This window comes from Yersinia intermedia, assembly GCF_900635455.1.
GTDB classification, from domain to species: domain Bacteria; phylum Pseudomonadota; class Gammaproteobacteria; order Enterobacterales; family Enterobacteriaceae; genus Yersinia; species Yersinia intermedia.
Genome location: NZ_LR134116.1, coordinates 2,371,184 through 2,396,515, shown reverse-complemented (window position 1 = coordinate 2,396,515; position 25,332 = coordinate 2,371,184). Strand labels below are relative to the sequence as shown.

Here is a 25,332-nt window from a genome sequence, read left to right as displayed (position 1 = left end):
CCATTAAAGTTCGGTAAAAGTATGCTTCACGCGTTGAGAACGTTTGATGTAAGGCACAAAAACAGCGGCTGCCAGTAGCGGCCATCCCAGTGTGCGCAAAGCAATATCATCGCTGATCGGCGAGAAAGCGAACGCTTTGAGCGCCAGTAGCACGGTTAATAGCAACCAGAGAATAAACCATTTGGGCAGGCGACGTGAGCGGCTGCAAAACAACCAGATAACCCATAATGTATAGGCCCACATCACCAGCGTTGTTATTACCGAGAAATACCATTGCAAGGTAAATGCCTGCGAATTGGTCACCAAATACTCTCGGGATTCCGGTGTGAAGATAGCCATGGCATACAGTGCTAGCATCAGACTGGCGCTGAGCAGTGTGACAATCAAATAGGCCAGAGGGGCCAATAACCAGCCGCCAATGCGTTGATATTCTTGCGGTTGAGACATAGTGAACCTTAGTAATCTATTAATAAGAAGTGATAACAACCGATTGGTCATCACTTCTTTGTATTGAGCTAGCTTAACCCGTGAATATGCCCTTCGTCATCTATATCAATATGATAATACGCCGGTAGGGTGCCAAGGCCCGGCATGGTCATGATATTCCCGGTATAAATACGAACAAATCCGGCACCTGCTGACACGGCACAGGCCGTTACGGGCAATACAAAATCATGTGGGACGTTTTTCAGGCTGGCATCGGCACTGATAGACAGCGGCGTTTTGGCGATACATAGCGGCAAATGACCAAAACCGGCGGCGGTTATCTCCTCCAGTTGCCGGCGGGCTTGAGGGGTAAATATCACGTCGCGGGCACCATAGCGCTGCGCCATAACCTGTAACTTGTCCTCCAGTGTGGCGCTGTCTGGGTAAGGTAACATCGGCTCAGTATCTTGTGCGCAAGCTGCGATCACTTGTTGGGCTAGTGCTGTGGTCCCAGCCCCTCCCAAGGCAAATGCATCACTGATTTCACAAGCCAGTGCTCCGGCTGATAGCGCATAGTCGGTTAGAAATCGCAATTCTTCGGGGCTGTCGTCCGGGAAGCGATTAACCGCCACCACCACCGGCAAACCGTAGCTTTTCGCATTATTGATGTGCCATTTTAGATTGGCACAGCCTTGATTGAGCAACGGAATATTCACATTGAGGATCTCAGCAGGTAGCGGCTGGCCCGGTTTAATATCATACGCGCCACTATTGGCTTTCAGGCTACGCAGTGTCGCGACCAAAACTACACAAGAGGGGGCAATACCGGATTGGCGATATTTAATATTAAAGAACTTTTCCATCCCCATATCCGAGCCGAAACCTGCTTCGGTTACCACGAAATCCGCTAACTGTAAGCCCAGCCGGTCAGCCAGAACCGATGAGTTGCCGTGAGCGATATTGGCAAAAGGACCTGCATGGATCAGCACCGGTGTGTGTTCACTGGTTTGCATTAACGTTGGGTGGATGGTCTCTTTCATTAGCGCGGCCATGGCACCGGCAACGCCCAAATCTGTTGTGGTTATCGGTTGGCCGTGGGTGGAGTGAGCCAGAATAATCCGGCCAATGCGTTGTCGCATATCTGGCAGGTTTTCTGACAAGGCCAAAATAGCCATCAATTCAGATGCGGCGGTTATTTCCACATGGTCTGCCCGCTCTACACCGTTGGTCCTTTCACCAATCCCCACTCGAATATGGCGTAATGCCCGGTCGTTATGATCAACCACCCGTGGCCAGAGGATCTGTTGCGGATCAATATTCAGTAACGGTAATCCGGTTTGTTGGCTAAAAGCCGGCCCCAGGCGTTGTTCATGATACAACCGTGCATCCAAAGCGGCGGCAGCCAGATTATGTGCCGCGCTGATGGCATGGATATCCCCTGTGAGATGCAGGTTCAGTTTCTCCATGGGTTGTACCTGTGAAGCACCGCCACCCGCAGCACCCCCTTTCACACCAAAGACCGGGCCAAGACTTGGTTGACGGATACAGGCGACACAACGGTGACCTAATCGGTTGATCCCCTGACTTAAGCCAATGGTTGTCACTGTTTTCCCTTCACCTAATGGTGTAGGCGTGATACTGGAAACTAAAATCAGTTTGCCTTGCGTGCCGCCGGGTTGGAGTGCACGAATATCCACTTTTGCCATATGATGCCCATAAGGGATGACATCCTCTGCGCTAACACCTAATTGCTGAGCAATCTGCTGGATTGGCAGCATGGCTGGGTGATGGATTAAATCAGAGTTGAGGGGGAGATCATCGGCAGTCGAAGGCATTGTCGGTGTCATGGCGAGAAAAAGTCCTGTTATCAGTGATAAAACGGCGGCAGCCAACCACTGTGGCTATAAATCACCGCAAAATTATCACATAAATCGATGAATAATTGACGATACAAATCAATAAATGTGAAGTGACCCAACGTTAAGCGTGCTACCGCAGAGTCCTTAATATTAGCTACCTAATATTTCCAACTTAAATATATTTCTATTATGAATTAAACGTTTATCGATAAAGCTTAATTAAGATGTTTTGAGTTATTAAAAGTTATAAATCCTTATGTGATAAGAACGATATATAAAAACCACTCTATGATACCGGTGTTATCTATTCTTAACTGTTCAGGCGATTATCTGTTTATTCTGCCGACAGATTTTTATAATAATTTGGGTAATCATACTCTATGGAAAACCACGTTCATTCCTCACTGGTGTGCGCTGCTCGATTACTCCGTCTGGCGGGGTTGAATTCAGAGGCCGTTGAGGACTTTAGCCGCAAAGCCGTCATTGATCGTTTTACAATGGCAACTCAGGCATCATTGCAGCGCTATTTATCTCAATTTTCACGTGCCACGGTAGCTCGCTTCAAAGTCAAAAAGCAGTCATTAAATAAGATTAAGCCAGAATATTTGCCACTTGCATTCCGCGATATGCAAGGCAAATTTATCTTATTGGCTCGCATTAATCAAAAGCAGGTGTTACTGCAACATGCGGATAGTGGAAAACCAGAAATCATAAGCTATCAAGAACTTGCGTCGAGTTGGAGTGGTGTCATATTTTGTTGTAGCCAGTCACGTTTCGATATTCGCTGGTTTGTTCCAGTGTTACTGAGCCACCGTAAATCATTGGTTCAGGTGTTGGTATTATCCATGTTGTTACAGTTTTTGGCCTTGATTTCGCCTCTTTTCTTTCAAGTCATTATGGATAAGGTCTTGGTGCATAATGCACTGACAACGCTTGATGTGTTAATTATTGTGCTATTAATAGTAGGTATATATGAAGTTGTATTGAAATTACTGCGGGAATATATTTTCACTCACACCACCACGCGTGTTGATATTTTATTGGGCGGTAAACTATTTAAACATCTCATCAAATTACCACTAGGTTATTTTAAGCAACGCCATGTAGGCAATATTGTCGCCAGAGTGAGAGAGTTAGACAATATTCGTGAGTTTATTACGGGTTCAGCGTTGACGTTGTGCGTCGATGTGGTTTTTACCTTCGTGTTGTTTATTGTCATGTGGTGCATCTCACCCCTACTGACATTCATCGTTTTAGGCACATTACCGTTATATCTGCTATTAGCGGCGCTGACCACTCGGCCATTGCAACAGAAAGTTGAAGTTCTGTGCGGTTGTGCAGCACACAATGGCGCATTTTTAACTGAAACTGTCTCTGGCGTTGAGACGGTAAAAAGTTTGGCGCTGGAGCCCCAAATGTATCAACGCTGGGAAACGCAAACGCGTGATTATGCCGACGCTAATTTTCAGGTACAGAACCTGCAAAATCTCAGTAGTCAGGCGGCTCAGTTATTGCAAAAACTGGCTGGCGCAGGGGTGATTGTGGTGGGCGCTTATCAAGTGATGTCGGTGCAGCTCAGTATCGGGCAACTGATCGCCTTTAACATGTTGGCGGTGCAGGCATTGATGCCAATGAGTAAGTTGGTTGATTTGTGGCAACAGAGCATCCGCGCCCAAGTGGGGTTGATGCTGATATCCGATATTTTGAGCTTACCTGCTGAGCAGTCGGTGGGCGCGCCCATTAACCGCCCGCTTAGAGGGGATATCTCGCTGCAACAGGTGACTTTCCGTTATCGCGCCGACTTGAACCCAGTACTACACAACTTTTCATTATCTCTGCGGGCCGGAGAGCATATCGGGCTGGTGGGGCCATCAGGATCGGGGAAAAGTACTGTGGCCCGATTATTACAGTGCCTTTATATCGCGGAACAGGGAGTCATCAATATTGATGGCTCGCCAATAGGGAACTTCTCACCCGACTACTTGCGGCGTCAGATAGGGGTCGTGATGCAGGAGAGTTATCTGTTCAACCGTACTGTCCGGGAGAATATCGCCCATTCTCGGCCAACAGCCTCACTGAGCGAAGTGGTCGAGGCCGCATGCCTGGCGGGTGCCAATGCTTTTATACTCGCGTTGCCATTAGGCTATGACACCGTGCTATCAGAAGGCGGTGCCTCGCTTTCAGGCGGGCAGCGGCAACGTATAGCCATTGCCCGTACACTGCTGGCCAATCCCCGTATTTTGATTTTTGATGAAGCAACCAGTGCGTTGGATGATGAGTCGCAGGCTGAAGTACAGAAAAATATGGCCCGTATTATTGCCAATCGCACGGTTATCACGATTGCTCATCGGCTCTCGACGGTACGGCATTGCCACCGTATCGGCGTCATGGAACAAGGCCGGATTACTGAGTTGGCTAACCACGAACAACTCCTGGCGCTAAAGGGTGTTTATGCCCAATTGTGGCAGCAACAGGCTGACTTCAGTCATGAGGGATCAAAATGAAGTTAATGCAATATCTGCGCAGAACAGCCTTGTTCAATACGATAAAGAACCGATGGCGGCGTTGTTTCTCGCCTCAGCGCACCCGTGATGAATATGACTTTCTTCCTGCCTATTTGGATATCGTGGAGCGGCCAGTAGCACCACTGGCACGGCGCACTGCATGGTTTCTGGCGCTGACTCTGCTGTTAGTTTTGATATGGTCGATTGTCGGAAAGCTTGATATTCACGCATCGGCTAAGGGTAAAGTGATTGTTTCTGAGCATTCGAAAGTGATTCAACCGCTGGAACCGGGTGTGGTGGCAGCAATTAATGTCCGCGATGGTGACAAAGTTGAAGCCGGTCAGATATTGATTGAGTTAAATCCAATCGGCATTGATGCCGAGGTGGGTAATATCAACCAGCAATTGATGCACCGCTTACTGGAAGCTGCCCGCCTGGCTGCGCTGCTCACCGCTAACCCATCCGCTATGTTTAACCCTCCCGATAATAGTCCCGATGATTTGGTCAGTACCGCCAGAGCACTTTTGCGCAAAGAAGATAACGAGGTGAATGCAGAGTTATCGCGTCAGGAGAGTGAAATGGCGGTTAATCAGGCTCATATTCAAGCGGGTCTTACCAATATTGCTCACCAGAAAGCGCTGATGGAAAACATTCATCAACGGCTAGAGGCGTTGCGAACCCTCGCCAAATCCAAGGCAATCGCTGAAGTGGAGTTATTGCTACAAGAACGGGAATGGCTAAGTGCCACCGCTGAAGCCAACCGTCTGCACAATGAGCAGGCTATTTTGCAGGCGAAAGCACACCACCTGTCACAAACCCGACTGCACTATTTAGCCGAAAAAAAACGGAGCTATCAGGAGCGGCTCAATAAAGCCCATGAAATTATTAACCAATTGCGACAAGAACAGATCAAATTACTGGAGAAGCAGCGCCAACAAAGCCTACGTGCACCGGTTACAGGTGTGATTCAACAATTGGCAATTCATACACTGGGTGGCGTTGTAACCACAGCTCAACCGTTAATGGTATTGGTGCCTGAAAGTCATCAGTTAGAGCTAGATGTCATGATTCTCAACAAAGATGTGGGTTTTGTACTGCCGGGACAAGCGGTGGAGGTGAAAGTAGACAGTTTCCCTTATACCCGATTTGGCACGTTGTCGGGTGAAGTAAAGCATGTCTCTCGCGATGCGATGGAGGACCAACAACAAGGCTTGGTGTTTCCAGCCAGAATCCGGCTGAACAGCGACAGGCTTAGCGTTGAGGGGAAGTCAGTGCGTTTATCCGCCGGTATGGCTGTGAGTGTAGAAATTAAGACCGGTCGCCGGCGGGTTATCGATTACTTACTCAGTCCATTGCAAGAGTACCAATCAGAAGCCCTGAGGGAGCGTTGATATGATGAATTCAACATCAACTCAGATAATCCAACCACTGAGCGCACTGGCCCGGGCTGCCGCGTGTTTTGATCTCGCCGTTGAGTCTTCGCAGTTGGCGCACCAGCTGGGATTAGCACCGGAGAAAATCGATGATATTGCAGTGTGCCGTTGCGCTGGTTGGATAGGTTTACGGGCAAGAAAAGTCAGCCAGTCATATGAACGTTTGAAACATCTGGCTCTGCCTATCTTATTCAGCGATGGGGATCAGTGGTATGTGCTACTGGCCCTGAATGAACAGGGCGCGGTGGTTTATTTTGCCGCCAATGGACAGCAGCAGCAAATCAGCCAGCAGGCGCTAGCCAATTTGTGGGGTGGTGAAGCCATTTTATTGGCGAAAGCAGAATTACGAGGACAGAAAAAAGCCTCTTTTGGCTTTAGCTGGTTTATGCCAGTTATTACTAAATACCGTCATCAATTGCGTAATATCGTCTTAGTCTCACTGTTATTGCAGGGTATTTTGCTGGTGACCCCAATGCTATTCGAAACGGTGATCGACAAAGTCTTGGTGAGCCGTGGGGTAGGCAGCTTGGTGGTCTTAGGCAGCGCCATGATAGCTCTGGCAATTGCTGAACCCTGTTACACTTTCTTGCGCGGCTGGCTGTTTTCACATCTCTCCAGCCGAGTTGGTGCGGAACTTAACACCCGTCTTTATCGCCATTTACTGGGGTTACCACTGGCTTACTTTGGCGCACAACAAACAGGGCAAACTATCGCTAAAGTACAAGAAATGGAGCAAATCCGCAGCTTTCTGACGGGATCTGCATTAACCATGTTGCTGGATCTGATCTTTGTCAGCATATTTATAGCCGTGATGTTTTGCTACAGCAGTCAACTGACATGGATAGTCCTGTTTTCTCTGGTTTGTTATCTTCTGTTTTGGTGGGCAATTGGCGGAGTATTACGTAAGCGGGTTGAGCATCAGTATGAAGCCAGTGCAGATAATACATCGTTTTTAACTGAAGCGATTAGTGGGTTGGAAACGATAAAAACCACAGCAACCGAAAGCCAGTTTAATCGTGGTTGGCAGCAATCACTCGCACGCTACGTTCGGGCGTCATTTGCTGGTGCGAGGATGGCGAATATTGCTGAGCAAGGTATTACATTTATCAACAAAGTCACGTCTGCCATTGTGTTGTGGTTTGGCGTTAAATTGGTATTGGCTGGGGGGCTAAGTCCAGGTCAATTCATCGCGTTTTCAATGTTTTCGGGTTATGTAACTCAACCCATTTTGCGTTTGGCGCAGATATGGCAAGATTTCCACCACACACAAGTTGCTCTGAAACGCATTGGTACTATTCTGGATTATCCAACGGAGCCAGGGAGTGCCGGATTATCGTCAAGTAATGAGTGGGTAGGGCGTTTGACGTTTAAACAGGTGCGCTTTCGCTATCGGCCAGATACCGCTGAAGTTTTACAAAATCTCAATTTGGATATAGCCGGTGGGGAATTTATTGGTATTTCCGGCCCATCTGGTTGTGGCAAATCAACGCTAACGAAGTTACTACAGCGGTTATATCTTCCTCAACATGGGCAGATTCTGGTAGACGGGCAGGACTTGGCGATTACTGATGCCACAGCTTTGCGCTGCCAAATGAGTGTGGTATTGCAAGATAGCATCTTGTTTTCTGGTAGCCTGCGGGACAACATCTGCCAGTGCCGACCCAATGCTGATGATACTCTGGTTGAGAAAATTGCCCGGCAGGCGGGGGCGCATGATTTTATTATGGCTTTACCTCAGGGCTATCAAACCCAGGTTGGGGAACGAGGTAGTATGTTGTCTGGCGGGCAGCGGCAGCGGGTTGCTCTGGCGAGGGCGCTAATGGCGGATCCTAAGATCTTGATTCTTGATGAAGCAACCAGTGCTCTGGATTATGAATCTGAGGCGGCAATTATGCGCCAATTACCTGAGATTATCCGTAATCGCACTGTAATCTGCATTGCTCATCGGTTGAATACATTGCGTCAATGTCATCGTATTTTGGTATTAGGGAACGGGCAAGTTTTAGAACAAGGCAGTCATCAAGCGTTACTTGCTCAGGGAGGGGCCTATGCACGGTTGTGGCAGTTACAAACCGAATAACAATTAGCGATAGTGGCCGACTATTCTTGTTTAAAATAACGCAGGGTGAGAATCACTCACCCTGCGACCACCAGGCATACCGCGAGTGATTACAGCTTGTCACCGTTGGTTTTAATCACCTCTTGATACCAGAAGAAGCTTTTTTTACGCTGACGCGCCAGTTATTTCCGATGTTCGACATAAACAAAGCCATATTGTTTCTGGAAGCCATTCAACCAACTGAGCAGATCGATAAATGACCATGGATAGTCGCGATATACAGGATATCAATCACAAAACCGTAAACAGCGGCTAAACAAGGTAAAGACAATATGGGTCATCGAATACCACTGTGTATATAATCAGTGTTTCGCAAGTTAAGATTTTTTGTTGAAGAAGGAAGAATGATGATCACTCGGCTTGCTATCTCTGGTTACCGTTCGTTACGCGATGTGGTACTTGAATTGGGGCAATTGAATGTCATTACCGGCGCGAATGGCAGTGGCAAGTCCAGTCTTTATCGAGCGCTCCGATTACTGTCAGATATTGGTCAGGGGCAGGTTATCCAATCATTGGCTGCTGAAGGCGGGTTACAATCAACTCTCTGGGCAGGACCAGAGTCGTTTTCCAAGTCGATGACATCAGGAGAACAGCCGATTGAAGGTACTCATCGCCACCACCCCGTGAGTCTCAAATTGGGCTTTGCTGGTGCGGATTATGGCTATGCTATTGATCTGGGTCTTCCCACACCGCGCAGGTCATTTTTTGCGTTGGATCCTGAAATCAAGATTGAAAGCCTGTGGTGTGGCGATATTCTGAACAATAATGCCCTTTTTGCTGAGCGGCGTGGTCCGCGTGTCCGTATCCGTGATGAGCGCGGACTTTGGCGCGAGGCATATCACGGGTTAGCGGCCTATGACAGTATGATGACTCACAGCACAGACCCCCGTGATGCCCCAGAGATCCTGCTCATGCGCGAACGGATGCGGGCTTGGCGTTTCTATGACAATCTGCGTACCGACCGTCATGCGCCAGCTCGTCAGCTTCAAGTGGGGACTTATACACCGGTACTGGCCAGTGATGGTGCGGACTTGGCCGCAGCGTTACAAACGATCAGAGAGATCGGCGATACCGATGCTCTCACGAATACCATCACGGATGCCTTTCCCGGAACTACATTGGCTATTGAGCCAAATTTCGAGTTACTGCTGTCGCAGCAAGGCTTGTTAAGACCACTCAAGGTAGCAGAGCTATCCGACGGCACCTTGCGTTATTTATTGCTGGTGGCGGCATTACTATCACCGCGCCCTCCCGAAATGATGATCCTGAACGAACCCGAAATCAGCCTGCATGTTGATCTGTTAAAACCATTAGCACGGTTGATTGGTCAGGCGGCACAACATACTCAGGTGATTGTGGTGTCCCATGCCGCTGAGTTGGTGGCAGCGCTACAGCAGGAAACCCATTGTCGCCATATCTTGTTGGATAAACAGTTTAGTGAAACAACGATACAGCAAGAGGCCACCCCTCACTGGTTATGGTCAGCACGTTAGCGGCGGTGGTTGTGATGTTGAAAACATAAAAGGAGCGTTAAGCTCCTCAGACTGCTAACAAACTGCGGCGATGCCGGCTCAGGTGGTAGGGCAGGCACAAGAATATAGCATCCGTGGCAGGGATGGCACGGTCTAAGTTTTTACATGGCTGCTTATTTTGGTGCAGGAAAGGTTGTGTTGTTACGATCTGCTTGTTTTCACCATTACGGGTATTTTGTCATAAAACTCAGGAGCCGAAGCCCCTGAGTAGGGTGTTTAAATCAATCGTTCTATTAAATTATCAGACCTATTTAAATTACCCAGTCTATTTAACTCAACAGATTAAATAATGGTATTAGGCTTAACTTAGCGATTCAGGTGGTAATACACTTCGTTCCAGCGGATTTCATTTTTAAATGCTGGAAGCGTCGTATCATTGTCGATCAACAGGAATTCAATACCGTGCATCTCGGCATACAGGCGTAATTCATCCACACCGACGGCTTGGGAGAACACCGTGTGGTGTGCGCCACCTGCGATAATCCACGCTTCAGCAGCCGTTGCCAACGACGGTTGTGCTTGCCAGATAGCACGGGCTACCGGCAGTTTAGGTAATGGATGCGGCTGTTCGACAGTATCAACGACGTTAACCAACAAGCGGAAACGGTTCCCCATGTCAATTAAACTGGCATTCAGTGCCGGGCCTGCTGGTGTAGAGAAGATCAAGCGCGCCGGAGCGGCTTTACCGCCGATACCTAAGTGTTGTACATCCAGCAACGGTTTATCTTCTTTGGCGATAGAGGGGCACACTTCCAGCATATGAGAGCCAACGACTAAATCATTGCCCGGCTGGAAGTTATAAGTGTAATCCTCCATAAACGAGGTTCCACCTTTCAGGCCAGTGCCCATCACTTTCAAAATGCGCAGCAATGCGGCGGTCTTCCAGTCACCTTCACCGCCAAAACCGTAACCTTGTTGCATCAGTCGTTGCACTGCCAGCCCCGGCAACTGCTTCAGACCATACAGATTTTCAAAGTTAGTGGTAAAGGCTTTAAAACCACCTTGTTCTAGGAAACGCTTCATGCCTAATTCTATACGGGCTGCATCCAGCAAATTTTCGCGTTTATTGCCGTGCAGTTTTACCGCATCAGTGAAGCGATAAGTGGCTTCATACTCTTCAACCAAGGTATCAATATCACCTTTGCTAACGGCATCCACTACAGTAACTAAATCACCGATCCCATAGGCATTAACTGAGTAACCAAACTGGATTTGAGCAGCAACTTTATCACCGTCGGTTACTGCCACTTCACGCATGTTGTCGCCAAAACGAGCTACTTTAAGCTGTTGGCTTTCTTGTTTGGCTGCCGCTACTCGCATCCATTGACCAATACGTTGATGCGCTTCTTTATCCTGCCAATGACCGGTTATCACGCTGTGTTGTTGGCGCATCCGCGCGCCGATGAAGCCAAACTCGCGGCCACCATGGGCAGTTTGGTTCAGGTTCATAAAGTCCATATCCATGGTTTCCCATGGGATCTGAGCATTAAACTGAGTGTGGAATTGCAATAAAGGTTTATTCAGAATACTCAAACCACCAATCCACATTTTGGCGGGAGAGAAGGTGTGTAACCACGTCATTACCCCGATACAGGCGGTGTCATAGTTCGCCTCACGGCACAGTGCCGTTATCTCATCCGGTGTGGTTACCAACGGCTTCAGTACCAGTTTTATTGGCAAGCCTGCTTCGCTATTCAGGCTGTTGACCACCTGATGGGCATTATCCATAACTTGTTGCAGTGTTTTAGGGCCATACAGATTCTGGCTACCAATGACAAACCACACTTCTGATTGCTTGAATACGTCCATCTGATACTCCATTTAATAAATTGTTATAAAAATATATTTATAAATCAGTCTGATCGCCAAGATCAGTGTGTTGTCTCAGTCATTGGCGCAGGCGTATCGGTTACTGGCATATAGTGTGGTTCTGCTGACAGACACCACTGTTGATAGCGCTGATAAAGTTGCTGGTAGCGAGCAACCTGGCTGGCGTTCGGTGTCAGAGTGCGCTCAATCTTACAGGCCATCTGACGCTGCGCAGCAGGGACATCGCTATATATGCCTGCGGCCACGGCAGCAAAAATTGCCGCTCCCAGCGCACAACATTGATCAGAGGCAACAATTTGCAGAGGCCGATTCATCACATCGGCACAAACTTGCATGATAACCGGTGATTTACGCGCGATGCCGCCCAATGCCAGCACGTTCTCAACAGGAATATCCTGCTGTTCAAAACACTCCATGATAGCGCGCGCACCAAAAGCGGTCGCTGCGATAAAACCACCAAACAGAGTAGGGGCATCGGTTCCTAAATTCAGATCAGCAATAACCCCTTTCAAACGCTGATTCGCATTTGGCGTGCGGCGGCCATTGAACCAATCCAAGACCACTGGCAAGTGATCCAGTGAAGGGTTCTTTGCCCATTCAGCCGTGAGTGACGCGAGGAGGGTAGACTCAATCTGCTTTAACTGGGGTTGCAATTCAGGTTGTGCTAAGGCAGCTTGACGTAATGGCCAACTCAGTAAACGACTGAACCAGGCATACATGTCACCAAAAGCTGACTGACCCGCTTCCATACCAATCCAACCGGGTACCACACTGCCTTCGACCTGACCGCAAATGCCGGCAATGGCGCGTTCACCCACCAATTTGTCATCGGCAACCAGAATATCGCAGGTAGAAGTACCGATAACCTTGACCAACGTATAGGGTTGAGCACCCGCGCCCACGGCACCCATATGGCAATCAAACGCACCACCAGAGAGCACCACGCCGGTCGGTAGCCCCAAACGTTCAGCCCATGCAGCAGTAATCAAACCCACCGGCCGTTCAGCCGTGTAGGTATCAGTAAACATCGGGTAATTAAGGTCGTCCACCAGATGGGTATCCAGTGCTGCCAGGAATTCACGCGGCGGCAAACCACCCCATGATGGATGCCATAGGCTTTTATGGCCTGCGCTGCATCGCCCTCGTTGAATATCCTGTGGGGCAGTGGTGCCGGATAACAGTGCCGGTACCCAATCACACAGTTCAATCCACGATACCGCAGCATCACGCACGGCGGCATCGGCGCGTGTCACGTGCAGGATTTTTGCCCAGAACCATTCAGAAGAGTAGACACCGCCAATATAGCGGGAATAGTCGGTAAACTCACCACTGCGGCATAAGCGATTGATCTCTTCCGCTTCTTCTATTGCCGTATGGTCTTTCCACAGCACAAACATCGCATTGGGATTATCTGCAAATTCAGGGCGCAGAGCCAATACCTGCCCTTGATCATCAATTGGCGCGGGTGTCGACCCCGTGGAGTCAACACCAATCCCGACGATTTGCTGACGCTGTTCTTCTGACAGGCGGCTGACGACCTGACGGATCGCCTGTTCCATCGCTTCTATATAGTCCAGGGGATGATGACGAAACTGGTTTTGTGCGGCCTGACAATAAAGGCCCTGCTGCCAGCGAGGGTAGTAGACAACTTCGGTATCGATCTCGGTGCCATGTTGACAATCTACCGCCAATACCCGGACGGAATCGCTGCCAAAATCTAATCCGAGCGCTATAGCCTTATTTGTCGACAAAGGACGGTCTGCCGATACAACGCTGGTTGTCATAGTGGTTGCTCCTAACATTTGCAGAAAACAGGAATTCATTGCCAATAACCATAGGAGTGAGTGACGGCAATATGTGAGGAGCAGATAGCTGGAAGTATGCACTTTTCTGCTTCCTACAGTGTTTTTGTGATGTCAGTCAAAAGTTAGAGAGAGGTTAAATTTGCTGAATATATGGATAAACAAACTGTAATTCCTGGATGTGATAGCGCTCTACATTCTGAAGCATAATTAACGTTAAAACTGTCACCGTCTTACTGGGTGTGGTGAGGTTAGGTGGCTTTTAATAAAGCATACAACTGCACTGGAACTGAAAAACAGCATTGATAACGTTTCCACTAAAAATCGAATGATTTAGGTGGTTGATGATTAAATGCACAAAAAATATCTCTTCCTACAAAAATAGTTCGGAGAACATTATGCATAAATTAACTAAGGCGCTGGCAGTGGTTGGGTTAGCGGCAGTTATGTCACATTCAGCTATTGCCGAAAGCATGAAGTTGGGTTTTCTGGTAAAGCAACCTGAAGAACCTTGGTTCCAGACCGAATGGAAGTTTGCAGATAAAGCAGGGAAAGATTTAGGTTTTGAAGTGATAAAAATTGCAGTGCCCGATGGCGAGAAAACCTTGAATGCTATCGATAGTCTCGCCGCCAGTGGTGCGAAAGGCTTTGTTATCTGTACACCTGATCCGAAACTGGGGCCGGCCATTGAGGCGAAGGCGCGCAGTTATAACCTGAAAGTGATAGCGGTAGACGACCAATTTGTGAATGCCAAAGGCAAGCCGATGGACAGCGTTCCATTGGTCATGATGGCGGCGACCAAAATTGGTGAACGTCAAGGGCAGGAACTGTGGAAAGAAATGAGCAAACGCGGCTGGCAACCGGGTGAAACGGCGGTAATGGCAATTACCTCTGATGAACTGGACACGGCGCGCCGGCGTACCAGTGGGTCAATGGACGCGCTGAAAGCCGCTGGCTTCCCAGAAAAGCAAATCTATAAAGTACCGACCAAATCCAATGATATCCCTGGGGCATTTGATGCCGCCAACTCCATGTTAGTTCAGCATCCTGAAGTGAAAAACTGGCTGATTGTGGGCATGAATGACAACACCGTGTTGGGCGGCGTTCGTGCCACCGAAGGTCAGGGCTTTAAAGCACCAAATGTGATTGGCATTGGTATCAATGGTGTCGATGCGGTAAGTGAACTGTCCAAAGGCCAGGCCACGGGTTTCTATGGCTCCCTGTTACCAAGCCCGGATATTCATGGTTATAAAAGTATCCAGATGCTGAATGACTGGGTGAGCAAAGGTGTTGAACCACCGAAATTTACCGAAGTGACTGATGTGGTGCTGATCACTCGGGATAACTTCAAAGTCGAGTTAGAGAAGAAAGGCTTGATGTAATTCCGCTATACCTAACGCCATTGGCGTGGCAGTTAACACCCATTGCCGCGTCAAGTTTGAAGGGTATACAGACTATGGCGCACGGGGGCAGGCTACCGCTTGCCCCAATGGACCACGCAGACAGGTGGTGCCGTGCGAACCAAACTTTATAAGGAAGCCATCATGTCAGCACTCCATTCTGCGTTACAAGCCGAGCTGGAAGCCGAACAGTCACCTTATCTGGCTTTTTGTGGCATCGGAAAAAGTTTCCCCGGTGTTCAAGCGCTGGATGATATCAGTTTTACCTGTCAGGCCGGGCAAATCCATGCCCTGATGGGAGAGAACGGCGCAGGGAAATCTACCCTGCTGAAAATTCTCAGTGGTAACTATTCACCGACTCAGGGTGAAATTCACATTAAAGGCAAAGTGGTTAACTTTGCCAATACCACTGATGCGCTTGATGCGGGTGTCGCGATCATTTATCAGGAACTGCATTTGGTACCGGAAATGACTGTGGCCGAAAATATCTATCTGGGCCAATTGCCTACCAAGATGGGCATGGTTGATCGCAAATTACTGCGTTATGAATCCAGTTTGCAGCTCTCACATTTGGGGTTGGATATTGACCCCGATACCCCACTGAAGTATCTCTCCATCGGCCAATGGCAGATGGTGGAAATTGCCAAAGCGTTGGCCCGTAATGCCAAAATTATTGCTTTTGATGAACCGACCAGTTCGCTCTCTGCCAGAGAGATAGAACAATTGTTCCGGGTGATCCGCGAATTACGCGCCGAAGGGCGGGTCATTTTGTATGTTTCACACCGGATGGAGGAGATTTTTGCACTGAGTGATGCCATTACGGTGTTTAAAGATGGCCGTTATGTGCGCACGTTTGACGATATGTCTCAGGTGAATAACGACTCTCTGGTGCAAGCCATGGTTGGGCGCAATTTGGGTGATATTTATGGTTATCAGCCGCGTGAAATAGGGCCAGAGCGCCTGACACTACAAGAAGTGAAAGCCATTGGTGTGAAATCACCGATCAGCCTGACCGTCCGCCAAGGGGAAATTGTTGGCCTGTTTGGTTTGGTGGGGGCGGGGCGCAGTGAGTTATTAAAAGGGTTGTTTGGTGGTACCAGGCTGACAAGTGGTCAGGTTTTGCTGGATGGCAAGGCACTGACGATTCGCTCACCTATCGACGCCATCACCGCCGGGATCATGTTATGCCCGGAAGACCGCAAAGCGGATGGCATCATTCCAGTCCATTCGGTACAGGACAATATTAATATCAGCGCACGGCGCAAAACACTGACGGCTGGCTGTTTAATCAACAACCGCTGGGAGCAGGAGAATGCGGCACTGCGTATTCAGTCCTTGAATATCAAAACACCTGGTCCCCAGCAACTGATTATGAATTTGTCTGGCGGCAACCAGCAGAAAGCCATTTTGGGCCGCTGGTTATCCGAAGACATGAAAGTGATCCTGCTGGATGAACCAACCCGTGGCATCGACGTCGGGGCTAAACATGAAATCTATAACGTGATTTATCAACTGGCGAAACAAGGCATTGCGGTGCTGTTTGCGTCCAGTGATTTGCCAGAAGTTCTTGGGCTGGCTGACAGGATCGTGGTGATGCGGGAAGGGGCAATCTCTGGTGAGTTAGAGCACGGTTCTGCCACTGAAGAACAGGCGTTAAGTCTGGCGATGCTACGCACCCCGAATATTACTACTGATGCCGCGCCTGCGGTTGCTTGATTATGAAGGAGTTATCCATGTCCAGCGTTACTTTGAGTTCTGATAAGAAGAACCCGGCATCAACCGAGTTAAAAGGTGGAGCACACAATAGCCAGTCGCAACCACCACAGGATACAGCGGCCAAGGGTGGGCTGGGGCTATCCCGTATTTGGGATAGCTACGGGATGTTGGTGGTTTTTGCCGTGGTATTTATTGGTTGTGTGATATTTGTGCCTAACTTTGGCTCCTTTATCAATATGAAAGGGTTGGGATTGGCTATCTCGATGTCGGGGATGGTGGCATGTGGCATGTTGTTTTGTTTGGCATCCGGTGATTTTGACTTATCTGTCGCCTCGGTGATTGCTTGTGCGGGGGTAACGACTGCGGTTGTTATCAATATGACCGAAAATATGTGGCTGGGTGTGGGCGCAGGTTTGTTACTGGGTGCGCTATGTGGGCTGATTAATGGTTTTGTGATTGCCAGATTGAAAATTAATGCCTTGATCACCACGCTGGCGACGATGCAGATTGTCCGTGGCCTGGCTTATATCATCTCTGATGGTAAAGCGGTGGGTATCGAAGATGAACGTTTCTTTGCGCTGGGTTACACCAACTGGCTCGGTTTGCCCGCCCCTATCTGGATTACCATTGCCTGCCTGGCGTTGTTCGGCTTCTTGTTAAACAAAACCACTTTTGGCCGCAATACTCTGGCTATCGGGGGCAACGAAGATGCGGCGCGTCTGGCGGGGGTGCCGGTAGTTCGCACTAAAATCATCATTTTTGTTTTATCAGGGTTGGTATCGGCGGCGGCAGGGATCATTTTGGCATCGCGGATGACCAGTGGTCAGCCAATGACCTCGATTGGTTATGAGTTGATTGTTATCTCGGCCTGTGTGTTGGGTGGGGTATCACTGAAGGGCGGGATCGGTAAAATTTCCTACGTTATCGCCGGTATCCTGATTCTGGGTACAGTGGAAAATGCCATGAACCTGCTTAATATCTCGCCGTTCTCACAATATGTGGTCCGTGGTTTGATCCTGCTGGCTGCGGTTATCTTCGACCGTTACAAACAGTTGGCTAAACGGACGGTATAAGCTGCACGGTGGCAGAAAAGTCCATAAAAAGCCTATCTGGCTCACAGTTCTGTAATCACTATCGGGCAGCGTGAATTCTGCCCGATAAACTGAAGTAAGCACCATGCGTTTGAACGCCAATCAGATCAGGACACCAAGGAGGCTAAATGTACCATCGAATGGTTCAGGAACCGCAACCCAATCCCTTGTTACCAGGCTATACCTTTAACGCCTATCTGGTCGCAGGATTAACCCCGATTCTGGCCGATGGACCACTCGATTTTTTTATCGATAGGCCGGGCGGTATGAAGGGTTATATTCTAAATCTGACCATTAAGGGACAGGGCAAGATTTTTGACGGCGAAAATACTTTTTACAGCAATCCCGGTGATTTGCTGCTCTTTCCCCCTAAGGCATCGCACTATTATGGCCGCTCACCGAACAGTGATTGTTGGTATCACCGTTGGGTCTATTTCCGGCCACGGGCATACTGGGCTGACTGGTTGGAGTGGCATAGTAAAACGCATGAGGTTGGGCGGTTATCTTTGCCTAACAACAACTTATTACTGGAATTTGATCGCCTGTTTGCCAATATCGAACAGACGCAAAAATCAGGGCGGCGTTTTGGCGAAGAGTTGGGTATGAATCTGCTTGAGCGCTTGCTGCTGCGCGCAATGGAAGAAGATCCTCTTAGCCCACAACGCATTATGGACCCACGCGTCATTGAAGCGTGCCAATTTATTACCGGCAATTTAGCCGGTGAACTGCGCATTGACGAGGTAGCACGCCATGTTTGCTTGTCTCCGTCGCGCTTGGCGCATCTGTTTCGTGAGCAAGTTGGTATCAATATATTGCGTTGGCGTGAAGACCAGCGGGTTATTCGGGCTAAGTTATTACTGCAAACCACACAGGAGCCGATTGCCACTATTGGCCGCGTGGTAGGTTACGACGACCAACTCTATTTCTCCCGCGTTTTTCGTAAGCGTGTCGGTGTCAGCCCCAGTGATTTCAGGCGTCGCAGCATTGAAACCAACTACCCGCAACGCAACCTTCGCCAGCCAGAATGGCGGGACAATGCAGAGGCCATCGTGCGGCTTTAGCCGCGCCGTTGAACGTTAAGTCAAAAATTACCTCTTGTCGCGGGAATCATGATGGTGTCAAATCGATTGATCGACTGATATCAATTGGCAAATATGCTGCGCGAGAGGAAATATGATGGCTGAAAAAATCAAAGTGGGTTTACTGGGCTATGGTTATGCCAGCAAAACGTTCCATGCGCCGCTGATTATGGGCACTCCGGGGCTAGAGCTGGTAGGGGTTTCCAGTAGTGATGCCAGTAAAGTACATGCTGACTGGCCGACAATGACGGTGGTTTCTGACCCCAAAACGTTATTTGATGATCCTTCAATCGATCTTATCGTGATTCCAACCCCGAATGACACTCACTTCCCGCTGGCTCAGCAAGCCCTGGCTGCCGGTAAACATGTGGTGGTGGATAAACCGTTCACCGTGACACTGTCACAAGCAAATGAGTTGAAGAAACAAGCAGATGAGGCCCACTTATTGCTTTCAGTGTTCCACAATCGCCGCTGGGACAGTGATTTCCTGACGCTAAAAACACTGCTGGCTGAAGGTTCACTGGGGAATATTGTCTATTTTGAATCTCATTTTGACCGCTATCGCCCAGAGATCCGCCAACGCTGGCGTGAACAAGCCGGTGCTGGCAGCGGCATTTGGTACGATTTAGGCCCACACCTGTTGGATCAGGCGTTACAACTGTTTGGTTTGCCGCAGACGCTAAATGTTGATTTAGGGATGCTGCGCCCAGGCGCGCAATCTGTTGACTATTTCCACGCTGTTCTTAGCTATCCAGGGCAACGGGTAGTGTTACACGGTACGGTGTTAGCTGCGGCAGAAACTGCCCGTTATACTGTGCACGGCATGCAGGGCAGTTACATCAAATTTGGTCTGGATCCACAAGAAGATAGGCTGAAAGCGGGTGAACGTTTACCACAGGCTGATTGGGGTTACGATATGCGCGATGGAATAGTGACACTGTCACGCGATGGTGTTCTCGCTGAGAAACCGTTACTTACGTTACCGGGTAATTATCCTGCTTATTATGCGGGGATCCGTGATGCCATTTTAGGTACTGCCGCTAACCCAGTGCCGGCCTCGGAAGCGATTAAAGTAATGGAACTGATTGAATTGGGCATTGCCTCTGATCAGCAGAAAAGAACGCTGCCGGTATCGCCAGCAAGCTGATTTTCACCTCACAATACGATTATTTGATAAAAGTGATAGCCAAAGTCATTGGTGTTGCAGCCAGGTAGCCAGCAGATTTGCACGCTGTGTGCCTTGTGAGGCTCAGGGATGGGCCGCGCAACGTACACAGCTTCCCCCCTGCAACGTCAAGAACCAAGGCTATATTCAAGGAATACAGTGGCATGTCATGGTTACAACGCTTACGGATAGATAAGTTTTTATTAGTGCTGATTCTGGTGGTTATTATCGCTTCCATTTTTCCCTGCGAAGGGGAAGTTAAGGTGTGGTTTGAACACCTGACGACAGCGGCCATCGCATTATTATTCTTTATGCACGGTGCCAAATTATCTCGTGCCGCCATAGTTTCAGGCATGGGGCATTGGAAGCTGCATCTGGTGGTGTTCCTCAGCACCTTTGCCTTATTCCCGCTGTTAGGGTTGGGAATGAATGTGTTGGTTCCCGGCGTGTTAACACCAACGCTGTATCTGGGTTTCCTCTATTTGTGTGCGTTACCTGCTACGGTTCAGTCGGCGATTGCCTATACCTCTGTCGCGGGGGGGAACGTGGCGGCGGCAATCTGTAGCGCCTCGGCATCCAGTATTCTGGGGGTTTTCCTGTCACCGCTGCTGGTGGGCATGCTGATGCACACCCAAGGCGGTGATACAGATACGCTGCATGCGATAGGTTCTATTATTATGCAATTGATGGTGCCGTTCATTGTTGGGCATTTATCGCGCCCACTGATTGCAAAATGGGTTGAGCGCCATAAAAAACTGGTAAATATCACTGACCGGTCATCAATTCTATTGGTGGTGTATGTGGCTTTCAGTGAAGCCGTGGTGCAGGGGATTTGGCATCAAATTGATGGTTGGTCACTGCTGGCAATTCTGGTCTGTTCGATGGTGCTATTGACACTAGTATTAGTTATTAACACCATGGCCGCCCGCTGGCTGGGCTTCAATACTGCCGATGAAATCACCATTGTATTTTGCGGATCGAAAAAGAGCCTCGCCAATGGTATTCCGATGGCTAACGTGTTGTTTCCTGCCTCTGTGGTTGGTGTGATGGTATTACCCTTGATGATATTCCATCAGGTTCAATTGATGGTATGTGCGGTTCTGGCACAGCGTTACGCGAAACGTGTCGCCAGAGAGCGTGCCGAGGCGACTGAATCTGTGGCATCAACGGCACGGATAGAAACCAAGTAGTCGGTTACGGCTGGCAATAAAAAACGCCCGTACTTCTATGAAATACAGGCGTTTTTCGTTAATTTCTGGCTGATTTAACCACGAATTTTATCACGCAGTGCTTGTTTTTCCTGCTCAGAGATAAATGCCATCGTCAGACCATTTTCTTGTGCCTGGCGGATTTCTTGCGGTGTTAGACCGGCAGCCGGGGCGGCGACATGATATTCATTAGCAATTTCAATCCCCTGTACCGCAGGATCATCGGTGTTGATCGATGCTATCACGCCATGGCGCAGGAAGGTGGTCAGCGGATGAGTGGCTAACGAAGAGACAGTACTGGTCTGAATATTAGAGGTCAGACAGGATTCGATGCCGATTTTGTGTTCAGCCAAATAATCCATCAATTTGCTATCTTCAACGGCTTTCACACCGTGACCAATACGTTCAGCACCTAACTCACGGATAGCTTGCCAGATACTTTCCGGGCCAGCGGCTTCACCGGCATGGACGGTAATACGCAGGCCAGCATCGCGCGCGCGATTGAAGTGACTGCGGAACAAACCGCCAGGGAAGCCCAGTTCGTCACCAGCCAGATCCAGCGCAGTAATCCCCTCGCGATGAGCCAGTAAAGCATCAAGTTCTTGTAAACAGGCCTGTTCACCAAAAGTGCGGCTAAGGATCCCGATCAGGCGGATATCAATATCAAAATCGCGACAACCGGACTGCACACCATCAATGACTGCCTCGACCACACCGGCGACCGGCAATTGGTGTTTCATTGCCATATAGAAGGGTGAAAAGCGCAGTTCAGCATAATGTAAACCCGCATTAGCGGCATCTTCGACGTTTTCGTAGGCCACACGGCGGCAGGCATCGAGTGAGGCCAAAACCGCAACTCCCCAATCCAGTTTTTGTAAAAAGCTGACCAGATCTGGCTCAGTTTTAGTGATTTGCACATGCGGGCGCAGTGCGGCTAGTTCATCAGCGGGTAGGGCCAGATTAAATTGGCGGCCCAGATCCAAAATAGTTTGCGCGCGGATATTACCATCAAGGTGGCGGTGAATGTCGGTCAGGGGGAGGCGGGGATCAATCATGCTGTGCACTCACTTTTTATCAGAAGTAGATTCTTGTAGGTAAAGTGCAGAACATTATAAAAACAAATGAATGAAAATATCCACTGCGTTGCATAAAAAAGTGATGTAAATCACTAATTGTTATGGCGGACAATATCGCCCGCCCATGACGCTGGCTTTAATTTCAACTAGTTATTGCGATTCAACTGCGACCAATCTTTTCTCAGTGCGCACTACCAGCAGATAAGTGAGGATAAATGACAGCCCAAGTGACAAGGTGACCCCCAACAGGATGTAGATAAAGTAAGGGCCAATATAGGCCGGTAGACTGAATATGCTCGATAGAATATAGCCATACAGCCTTACGCCGAAAAAGGCGATAAATGCAGAAGCAATCGAGCTGCTTATTGTCGTGGCAATAAACGCTTTTTTGTATTTGGTTAACACGCCAAACAGTGCGGGTTCCGTAATACCCAATAAGCCAGAAACAGCAGCAGACAGCACAACGGTTTTTTCTTGCCGGGTTTTGACATGGAAATAGATCGCAAAAGTTGAACCCGCGATGGCCATGTTTGCCATAAACATCATCGGCATTAACATATCAAAACCCTTGTCGGTAAAGTTTTGCAATGCAATGGGGGTCATGGCGTGATGCATACCGGTAAGAATAGCAATCGGGCGAATGGCTCCGACAATAAAGCCAGCAAATACCGATGAGATATCAAATAAACCCTGAATACCCAATGCCAGCAGTTTGCCTAAATAAATGCCAGCAGGGCCGATCAACGTCAATGAAACCAATGCGGTGATAAAAAGGGTTAGCGTGGGAGTAAATACTGTTTTCAACACATCGGGCATAATTTTATCGACCCAACGGTGAATATAACTTAGCGCCAGAATTGAGAAAATAACGGGAATAACACTGGCAGAATAGTTAAATACCGATACTGGCACGATATCCATAAAATAGATAACATTCACCGCGCCTGGGGTATGCGTGGCCAGCGCTTTGGCAGCATCAATGAGTGTGGGGTACATCAGGCATGCTGCCACTGCCGCCGCCAGATATTCGTTAGTTTTAAATATCTTCGCCGCAGAAACGGCAAGGAAGAACGGCAGGAAATAGAATACACCGCTGGCAATTAAATCGATAATCATCACCGTGTCGCTTTTGGCTGAGATGATTTTTAAAGCGATCAACCCTGCCAGTAAGCCTTTAATCATCCCCGCTCCTGCAATCGCCGGAACGATAGGGCCGAACACCCCAGAAACGGTATCCATAAACAGTGAAATTAGACTTTTCCGTGCTTTAGGTTTTATTACGGCAGTCGTGGCTGAGGGAGCATTATTTTCAGGTGACATATTATCAACAATATCTTGATACCAGGCATTCACCTGTGGGCCGATAATAATTTGTACCTGATCACTCTGATTTTGCGCCCCTAATACACCCGGCAATTGTTTGATTTTCTGCCATTCGACTTTACTGTCGTCAATTAAATCAAAACGCAGCCGTGTCATGCAGTGCCAGACTTTATTTATATTATCCTGACCACCGACCAATTTAATTATTAACTGACATACCTCAGTCCTTCCCATAAAACCCTCGTAGCTGAGCCATTATTTTTATTCACTGCGAACGATAATAAGTTTACTGAAAGTTAAAAACAAACCAATAAATCATGTTCTGCATCACATTATTCGACCGTTAGGGTGTTGTTGGGTGCTTTTTCTATAAATTGGTATGGTTTTTTTAAAGTAATTAGCACGTTTCACGAACCAAAAAAAACATTTAAATTTTAGGTTTACAAGGCCAGTGTAAATAAGGTGAAATTAGCGAATATGACATACGGATTTATTTATTTTTGCATCATCGATTGCCACGTTGAAGCGTCGCAATCTGAGTGTTGTAAAGGAGCATTACATGCAACCCACGTTGATAACTGGCATTGAATGTCAGATAACCCGCCCCGATCGCCATAATTTAGTTGTGGTTAAGATTGAAACTAATAAAGGGATTGTTGGCCTGGGCTGTGCCACCTTTCAGCAGCGCCCCCTTGCCGTTAAAGTGATGGTGGATGAATATCTCCGGCCACTATTACTGGGGCGTGATGCTAATAATATTGAAGACTTGTGGCAGATGATGATGGTCAATGCCTATTGGCGCAATGGGCCGGTGATCAATAACGCGATTGCCGGGATTGATATGGCGTTATGGGATATCAAGGGCAAGCTGGCAGATATGCCGCTCTACCAACTGTTTGGTGGCAAATCGAAAGATGCCATTGCTGCCTACAGTCATGCCGCCAGTGACTCGCTGGATGGGCTGTATGGTGAGGTAGACCATTTGCTGGCGCAAGGCTACCGGCATATCCGCTGCCAGTTGGGATTTTATGGCGGTAATGCTCAGGATCTGCATGCAACCCGCCAGCCAACACTGGGCGCATACTACGATCAAGACCAATATATGGATAACACGTTGGCGATGTTTAAAGCGCTACGCGAAAAATACGGCAATCAATTCCATATTTTGCATGATGTGCATGAGCGGCTATTCCCACAACAAGCGGTTCAGTTTGCCAGGCAGCTAGAAGCGTATCGCCCTTATTATATTGAAGATATTTTGCCGCCGAATCAGAACGAATGGCTGGAGCAGATCCGTAATCAAACTGCGGTACCACTTGCTACGGGGGAATTATTTAATAATCCGGCAGAGTGGAAAGACTTGATAATCAATCGCCGGATCGACTTCCTGCGTTGCCATGTATCACAGATTGGCGGAATTACCCCGGCACTAAAACTTGGGAGCTTCTGTCAGAGTTTTGGTGTTCGGCTGGCATGGCATTGCCCGCCGGATATGACCCCGATTGGTGCTGCGGTTAACACCCATTTAAATATCTATTTGCACAATGCGGCAATTCAGGAGTTCGTGGCCTATCCAGCTAATACCCTTAGTGTATTTCCCGGCACGGTTCAGCCGGAGCGGGGCTATTTATATCCGATTGAACAGGCGGGGATAGGTGTTGATTTTGATACTCGCTTAGCTGATGAATTCCCGGTGGTTTATCGGCCTCATGAGTGGACACAAAGCCGTTTGCCAAACGGGGCTATTCATACGCCATAATGAACTTTTT

The 25,332-nt window shown here is 48.6% G+C and carries 17 protein-coding genes and 1 pseudogene; 11 read left to right on the top strand and 7 right to left on the bottom strand.

Annotated elements, in window-relative coordinates; all coding sequences use genetic code 11:
• Positions 1–3 precede the first annotated feature (3 nt).
• Together EL015_RS10920 and EL015_RS10915 are read right to left on the bottom strand one after the other, a co-directional pair.
• On the bottom strand, positions 4–447 hold the full coding sequence (locus EL015_RS10920) for a DUF2569 domain-containing protein (RefSeq protein WP_005184057.1): 444 nt from the start codon (positions 445–447) through the stop codon (positions 4–6).
• 68 nt (positions 448–515) lie between these two features.
• Positions 516–2,273, bottom strand: coding sequence for a formate--tetrahydrofolate ligase (locus EL015_RS10915; RefSeq protein WP_072103829.1), 1,758 nt, complete (start codon positions 2,271–2,273; stop codon positions 516–518).
• Positions 2,274–2,665: 392 nt separating this feature from the next.
• Here EL015_RS10915 and EL015_RS10910 point away from each other — a divergent pair, with 392 nt between their 5' ends.
• The 3 genes from EL015_RS10910 to EL015_RS10900 are packed head-to-tail and all read left to right on the top strand — an operon-like array spanning position 2,666 to position 8,302.
• Entirely contained in the window at positions 2,666–4,789 is a 2,124-nt protein-coding gene (locus tag EL015_RS10910; RefSeq protein WP_032906032.1) for a peptidase domain-containing ABC transporter, read from the top strand.
• Positions 4,786–6,180, top strand: coding sequence for an HlyD family type I secretion periplasmic adaptor subunit (locus EL015_RS10905; RefSeq protein WP_032906034.1), 1,395 nt, complete (start codon positions 4,786–4,788; stop codon positions 6,178–6,180). The genes EL015_RS10910 and EL015_RS10905 overlap by 4 nt, the downstream gene beginning before the upstream one ends.
• Before the next feature lies 1 nt (position 6,181).
• The gene (locus tag EL015_RS10900; protein WP_005184072.1) at positions 6,182–8,302 is read left to right on the top strand and encodes a type I secretion system permease/ATPase; all 2,121 of its coding nucleotides are present in this window, start codon (positions 6,182–6,184) and stop codon (positions 8,300–8,302) included.
• An 89-nt stretch (positions 8,303–8,391) separates the two neighbouring features.
• Here EL015_RS10900 and EL015_RS10895 read toward each other — a convergent pair.
• Positions 8,392–8,550, bottom strand: a pseudogene (locus EL015_RS10895) (family 1 glycosylhydrolase); the annotation flags it as partial.
• A 138-nt stretch (positions 8,551–8,688) separates the two neighbouring features.
• Between EL015_RS10895 and EL015_RS10890 the strand changes: the two are divergent.
• Positions 8,689–9,834: an AAA family ATPase gene (locus tag EL015_RS10890; protein ID WP_032906036.1), complete on the top strand. Its 1,146-nt coding sequence runs from the start codon at positions 8,689–8,691 to the stop codon at positions 9,832–9,834.
• 345 nt (positions 9,835–10,179) lie between these two features.
• On the opposite strand, the gene araA is transcribed toward EL015_RS10890, so the two are convergent.
• Positions 10,180–11,682 carry an L-arabinose isomerase gene (gene araA / locus EL015_RS10885; protein WP_032906037.1) on the bottom strand — a complete coding sequence of 501 codons (1,503 nt, stop codon included), beginning with the start codon at positions 11,680–11,682 and terminating at the stop codon, positions 10,180–10,182.
• Positions 11,683–11,744: 62 nt separating this feature from the next.
• Positions 11,745–13,487 carry a ribulokinase gene (locus tag EL015_RS10880; protein WP_032906039.1) on the bottom strand — a complete coding sequence of 581 codons (1,743 nt, stop codon included), beginning with the start codon at positions 13,485–13,487 and terminating at the stop codon, positions 11,745–11,747.
• A 416-nt stretch (positions 13,488–13,903) separates the two neighbouring features.
• Between EL015_RS10880 and EL015_RS10875 the strand changes: the two genes are divergently transcribed.
• From EL015_RS10875 to EL015_RS10850, 6 genes are all read left to right on the top strand, one after another.
• Positions 13,904–14,887: an arabinose ABC transporter substrate-binding protein gene (locus EL015_RS10875; RefSeq protein ID WP_005184084.1), complete on the top strand. Its 984-nt coding sequence runs from the start codon at positions 13,904–13,906 to the stop codon at positions 14,885–14,887.
• A gap of 162 nt (positions 14,888–15,049) precedes the next feature.
• On the top strand, positions 15,050–16,621 hold the full coding sequence (gene araG / locus EL015_RS10870; RefSeq protein ID WP_005184086.1) for an L-arabinose ABC transporter ATP-binding protein AraG: 1,572 nt from the start codon (positions 15,050–15,052) through the stop codon (positions 16,619–16,621).
• A gap of 17 nt (positions 16,622–16,638) precedes the next feature.
• Positions 16,639–17,694: an L-arabinose ABC transporter permease AraH gene (gene araH / locus EL015_RS10865; RefSeq protein ID WP_032906040.1), complete on the top strand. Its 1,056-nt coding sequence runs from the start codon at positions 16,639–16,641 to the stop codon at positions 17,692–17,694.
• A 146-nt stretch (positions 17,695–17,840) separates the two neighbouring features.
• Positions 17,841–18,773, top strand: coding sequence for an arabinose operon transcriptional regulator AraC (araC, locus tag EL015_RS10860; RefSeq protein ID WP_032906041.1), 933 nt, complete (start codon positions 17,841–17,843; stop codon positions 18,771–18,773).
• A 115-nt stretch (positions 18,774–18,888) separates the two neighbouring features.
• The gene (locus EL015_RS10855) at positions 18,889–19,938 is read left to right on the top strand and encodes an oxidoreductase (protein WP_032906042.1); all 1,050 of its coding nucleotides are present in this window, start codon (positions 18,889–18,891) and stop codon (positions 19,936–19,938) included.
• Between the two features lie 182 nt (positions 19,939–20,120).
• Entirely contained in the window at positions 20,121–21,146 is a 1,026-nt protein-coding gene (locus EL015_RS10850; RefSeq protein WP_005184097.1) for a bile acid:sodium symporter family protein, read from the top strand.
• A gap of 74 nt (positions 21,147–21,220) precedes the next feature.
• On the opposite strand, the gene add is transcribed toward EL015_RS10850, so the two are convergent.
• Positions 21,221–22,219, bottom strand: a complete 999-nt coding sequence (add, locus tag EL015_RS10845) for an adenosine deaminase (protein WP_005184099.1) — start codon at positions 22,217–22,219, stop codon at positions 21,221–21,223.
• A 171-nt stretch (positions 22,220–22,390) separates the two neighbouring features.
• Positions 22,391–23,797 (bottom strand): PTS transporter subunit EIIC, encoded by a 1,407-nt coding sequence (locus EL015_RS10840; protein WP_032906043.1) that lies wholly within the window; start codon positions 23,795–23,797, stop codon positions 22,391–22,393.
• Between the two features lie 325 nt (positions 23,798–24,122).
• Here EL015_RS10840 and EL015_RS10835 point away from each other — a divergent pair, with 325 nt between their 5' ends.
• On the top strand, positions 24,123–25,322 hold the full coding sequence (locus EL015_RS10835; RefSeq protein ID WP_005184105.1) for an enolase C-terminal domain-like protein: 1,200 nt from the start codon (positions 24,123–24,125) through the stop codon (positions 25,320–25,322).
• Positions 25,323–25,332: the final 10 nt, after the last annotated feature.

What these genes read in the sequence shown, in the direction of transcription:
- EL015_RS10840 (WP_032906043.1), bottom strand. Translation starts at nt 23,797, where the DNA reads ATGGGAAGGACTGAGGTATGTCAGTTAATAATTAAATTGGTCGGTGGT.
- EL015_RS10910 (WP_032906032.1), top strand. Translation starts at nt 2,666, where the DNA reads ATGGAAAACCACGTTCATTCCTCACTGGTGTGCGCTGCTCGATTACTC.
- araH (WP_032906040.1), top strand. Translation starts at nt 16,639, where the DNA reads ATGTCCAGCGTTACTTTGAGTTCTGATAAGAAGAACCCGGCATCAACC.
- EL015_RS10900 (WP_005184072.1), top strand. Translation starts at nt 6,182, where the DNA reads ATGATGAATTCAACATCAACTCAGATAATCCAACCACTGAGCGCACTG.
- EL015_RS10915 (WP_072103829.1), bottom strand. Translation starts at nt 2,273, where the DNA reads ATGACACCGACAATGCCTTCGACTGCCGATGATCTCCCCCTCAACTCT.
- araA (WP_032906037.1), bottom strand. Translation starts at nt 11,682, where the DNA reads ATGGACGTATTCAAGCAATCAGAAGTGTGGTTTGTCATTGGTAGCCAG.
- EL015_RS10835 (WP_005184105.1), top strand. Translation starts at nt 24,123, where the DNA reads ATGCAACCCACGTTGATAACTGGCATTGAATGTCAGATAACCCGCCCC.
- EL015_RS10880 (WP_032906039.1), bottom strand. Translation starts at nt 13,487, where the DNA reads ATGACAACCAGCGTTGTATCGGCAGACCGTCCTTTGTCGACAAATAAG.
- EL015_RS10850 (WP_005184097.1), top strand. Translation starts at nt 20,121, where the DNA reads ATGTCATGGTTACAACGCTTACGGATAGATAAGTTTTTATTAGTGCTG.
- add (WP_005184099.1), bottom strand. Translation starts at nt 22,219, where the DNA reads ATGATTGATCCCCGCCTCCCCCTGACCGACATTCACCGCCACCTTGAT.
- EL015_RS10875 (WP_005184084.1), top strand. Translation starts at nt 13,904, where the DNA reads ATGCATAAATTAACTAAGGCGCTGGCAGTGGTTGGGTTAGCGGCAGTT.
- EL015_RS10905 (WP_032906034.1), top strand. Translation starts at nt 4,786, where the DNA reads ATGAAGTTAATGCAATATCTGCGCAGAACAGCCTTGTTCAATACGATA.
- araG (WP_005184086.1), top strand. Translation starts at nt 15,050, where the DNA reads ATGTCAGCACTCCATTCTGCGTTACAAGCCGAGCTGGAAGCCGAACAG.
- EL015_RS10920 (WP_005184057.1), bottom strand. Translation starts at nt 447, where the DNA reads ATGTCTCAACCGCAAGAATATCAACGCATTGGCGGCTGGTTATTGGCC.
- EL015_RS10890 (WP_032906036.1), top strand. Translation starts at nt 8,689, where the DNA reads ATGATCACTCGGCTTGCTATCTCTGGTTACCGTTCGTTACGCGATGTG.
- EL015_RS10855 (WP_032906042.1), top strand. Translation starts at nt 18,889, where the DNA reads ATGGCTGAAAAAATCAAAGTGGGTTTACTGGGCTATGGTTATGCCAGC.
- araC (WP_032906041.1), top strand. Translation starts at nt 17,841, where the DNA reads ATGTACCATCGAATGGTTCAGGAACCGCAACCCAATCCCTTGTTACCA.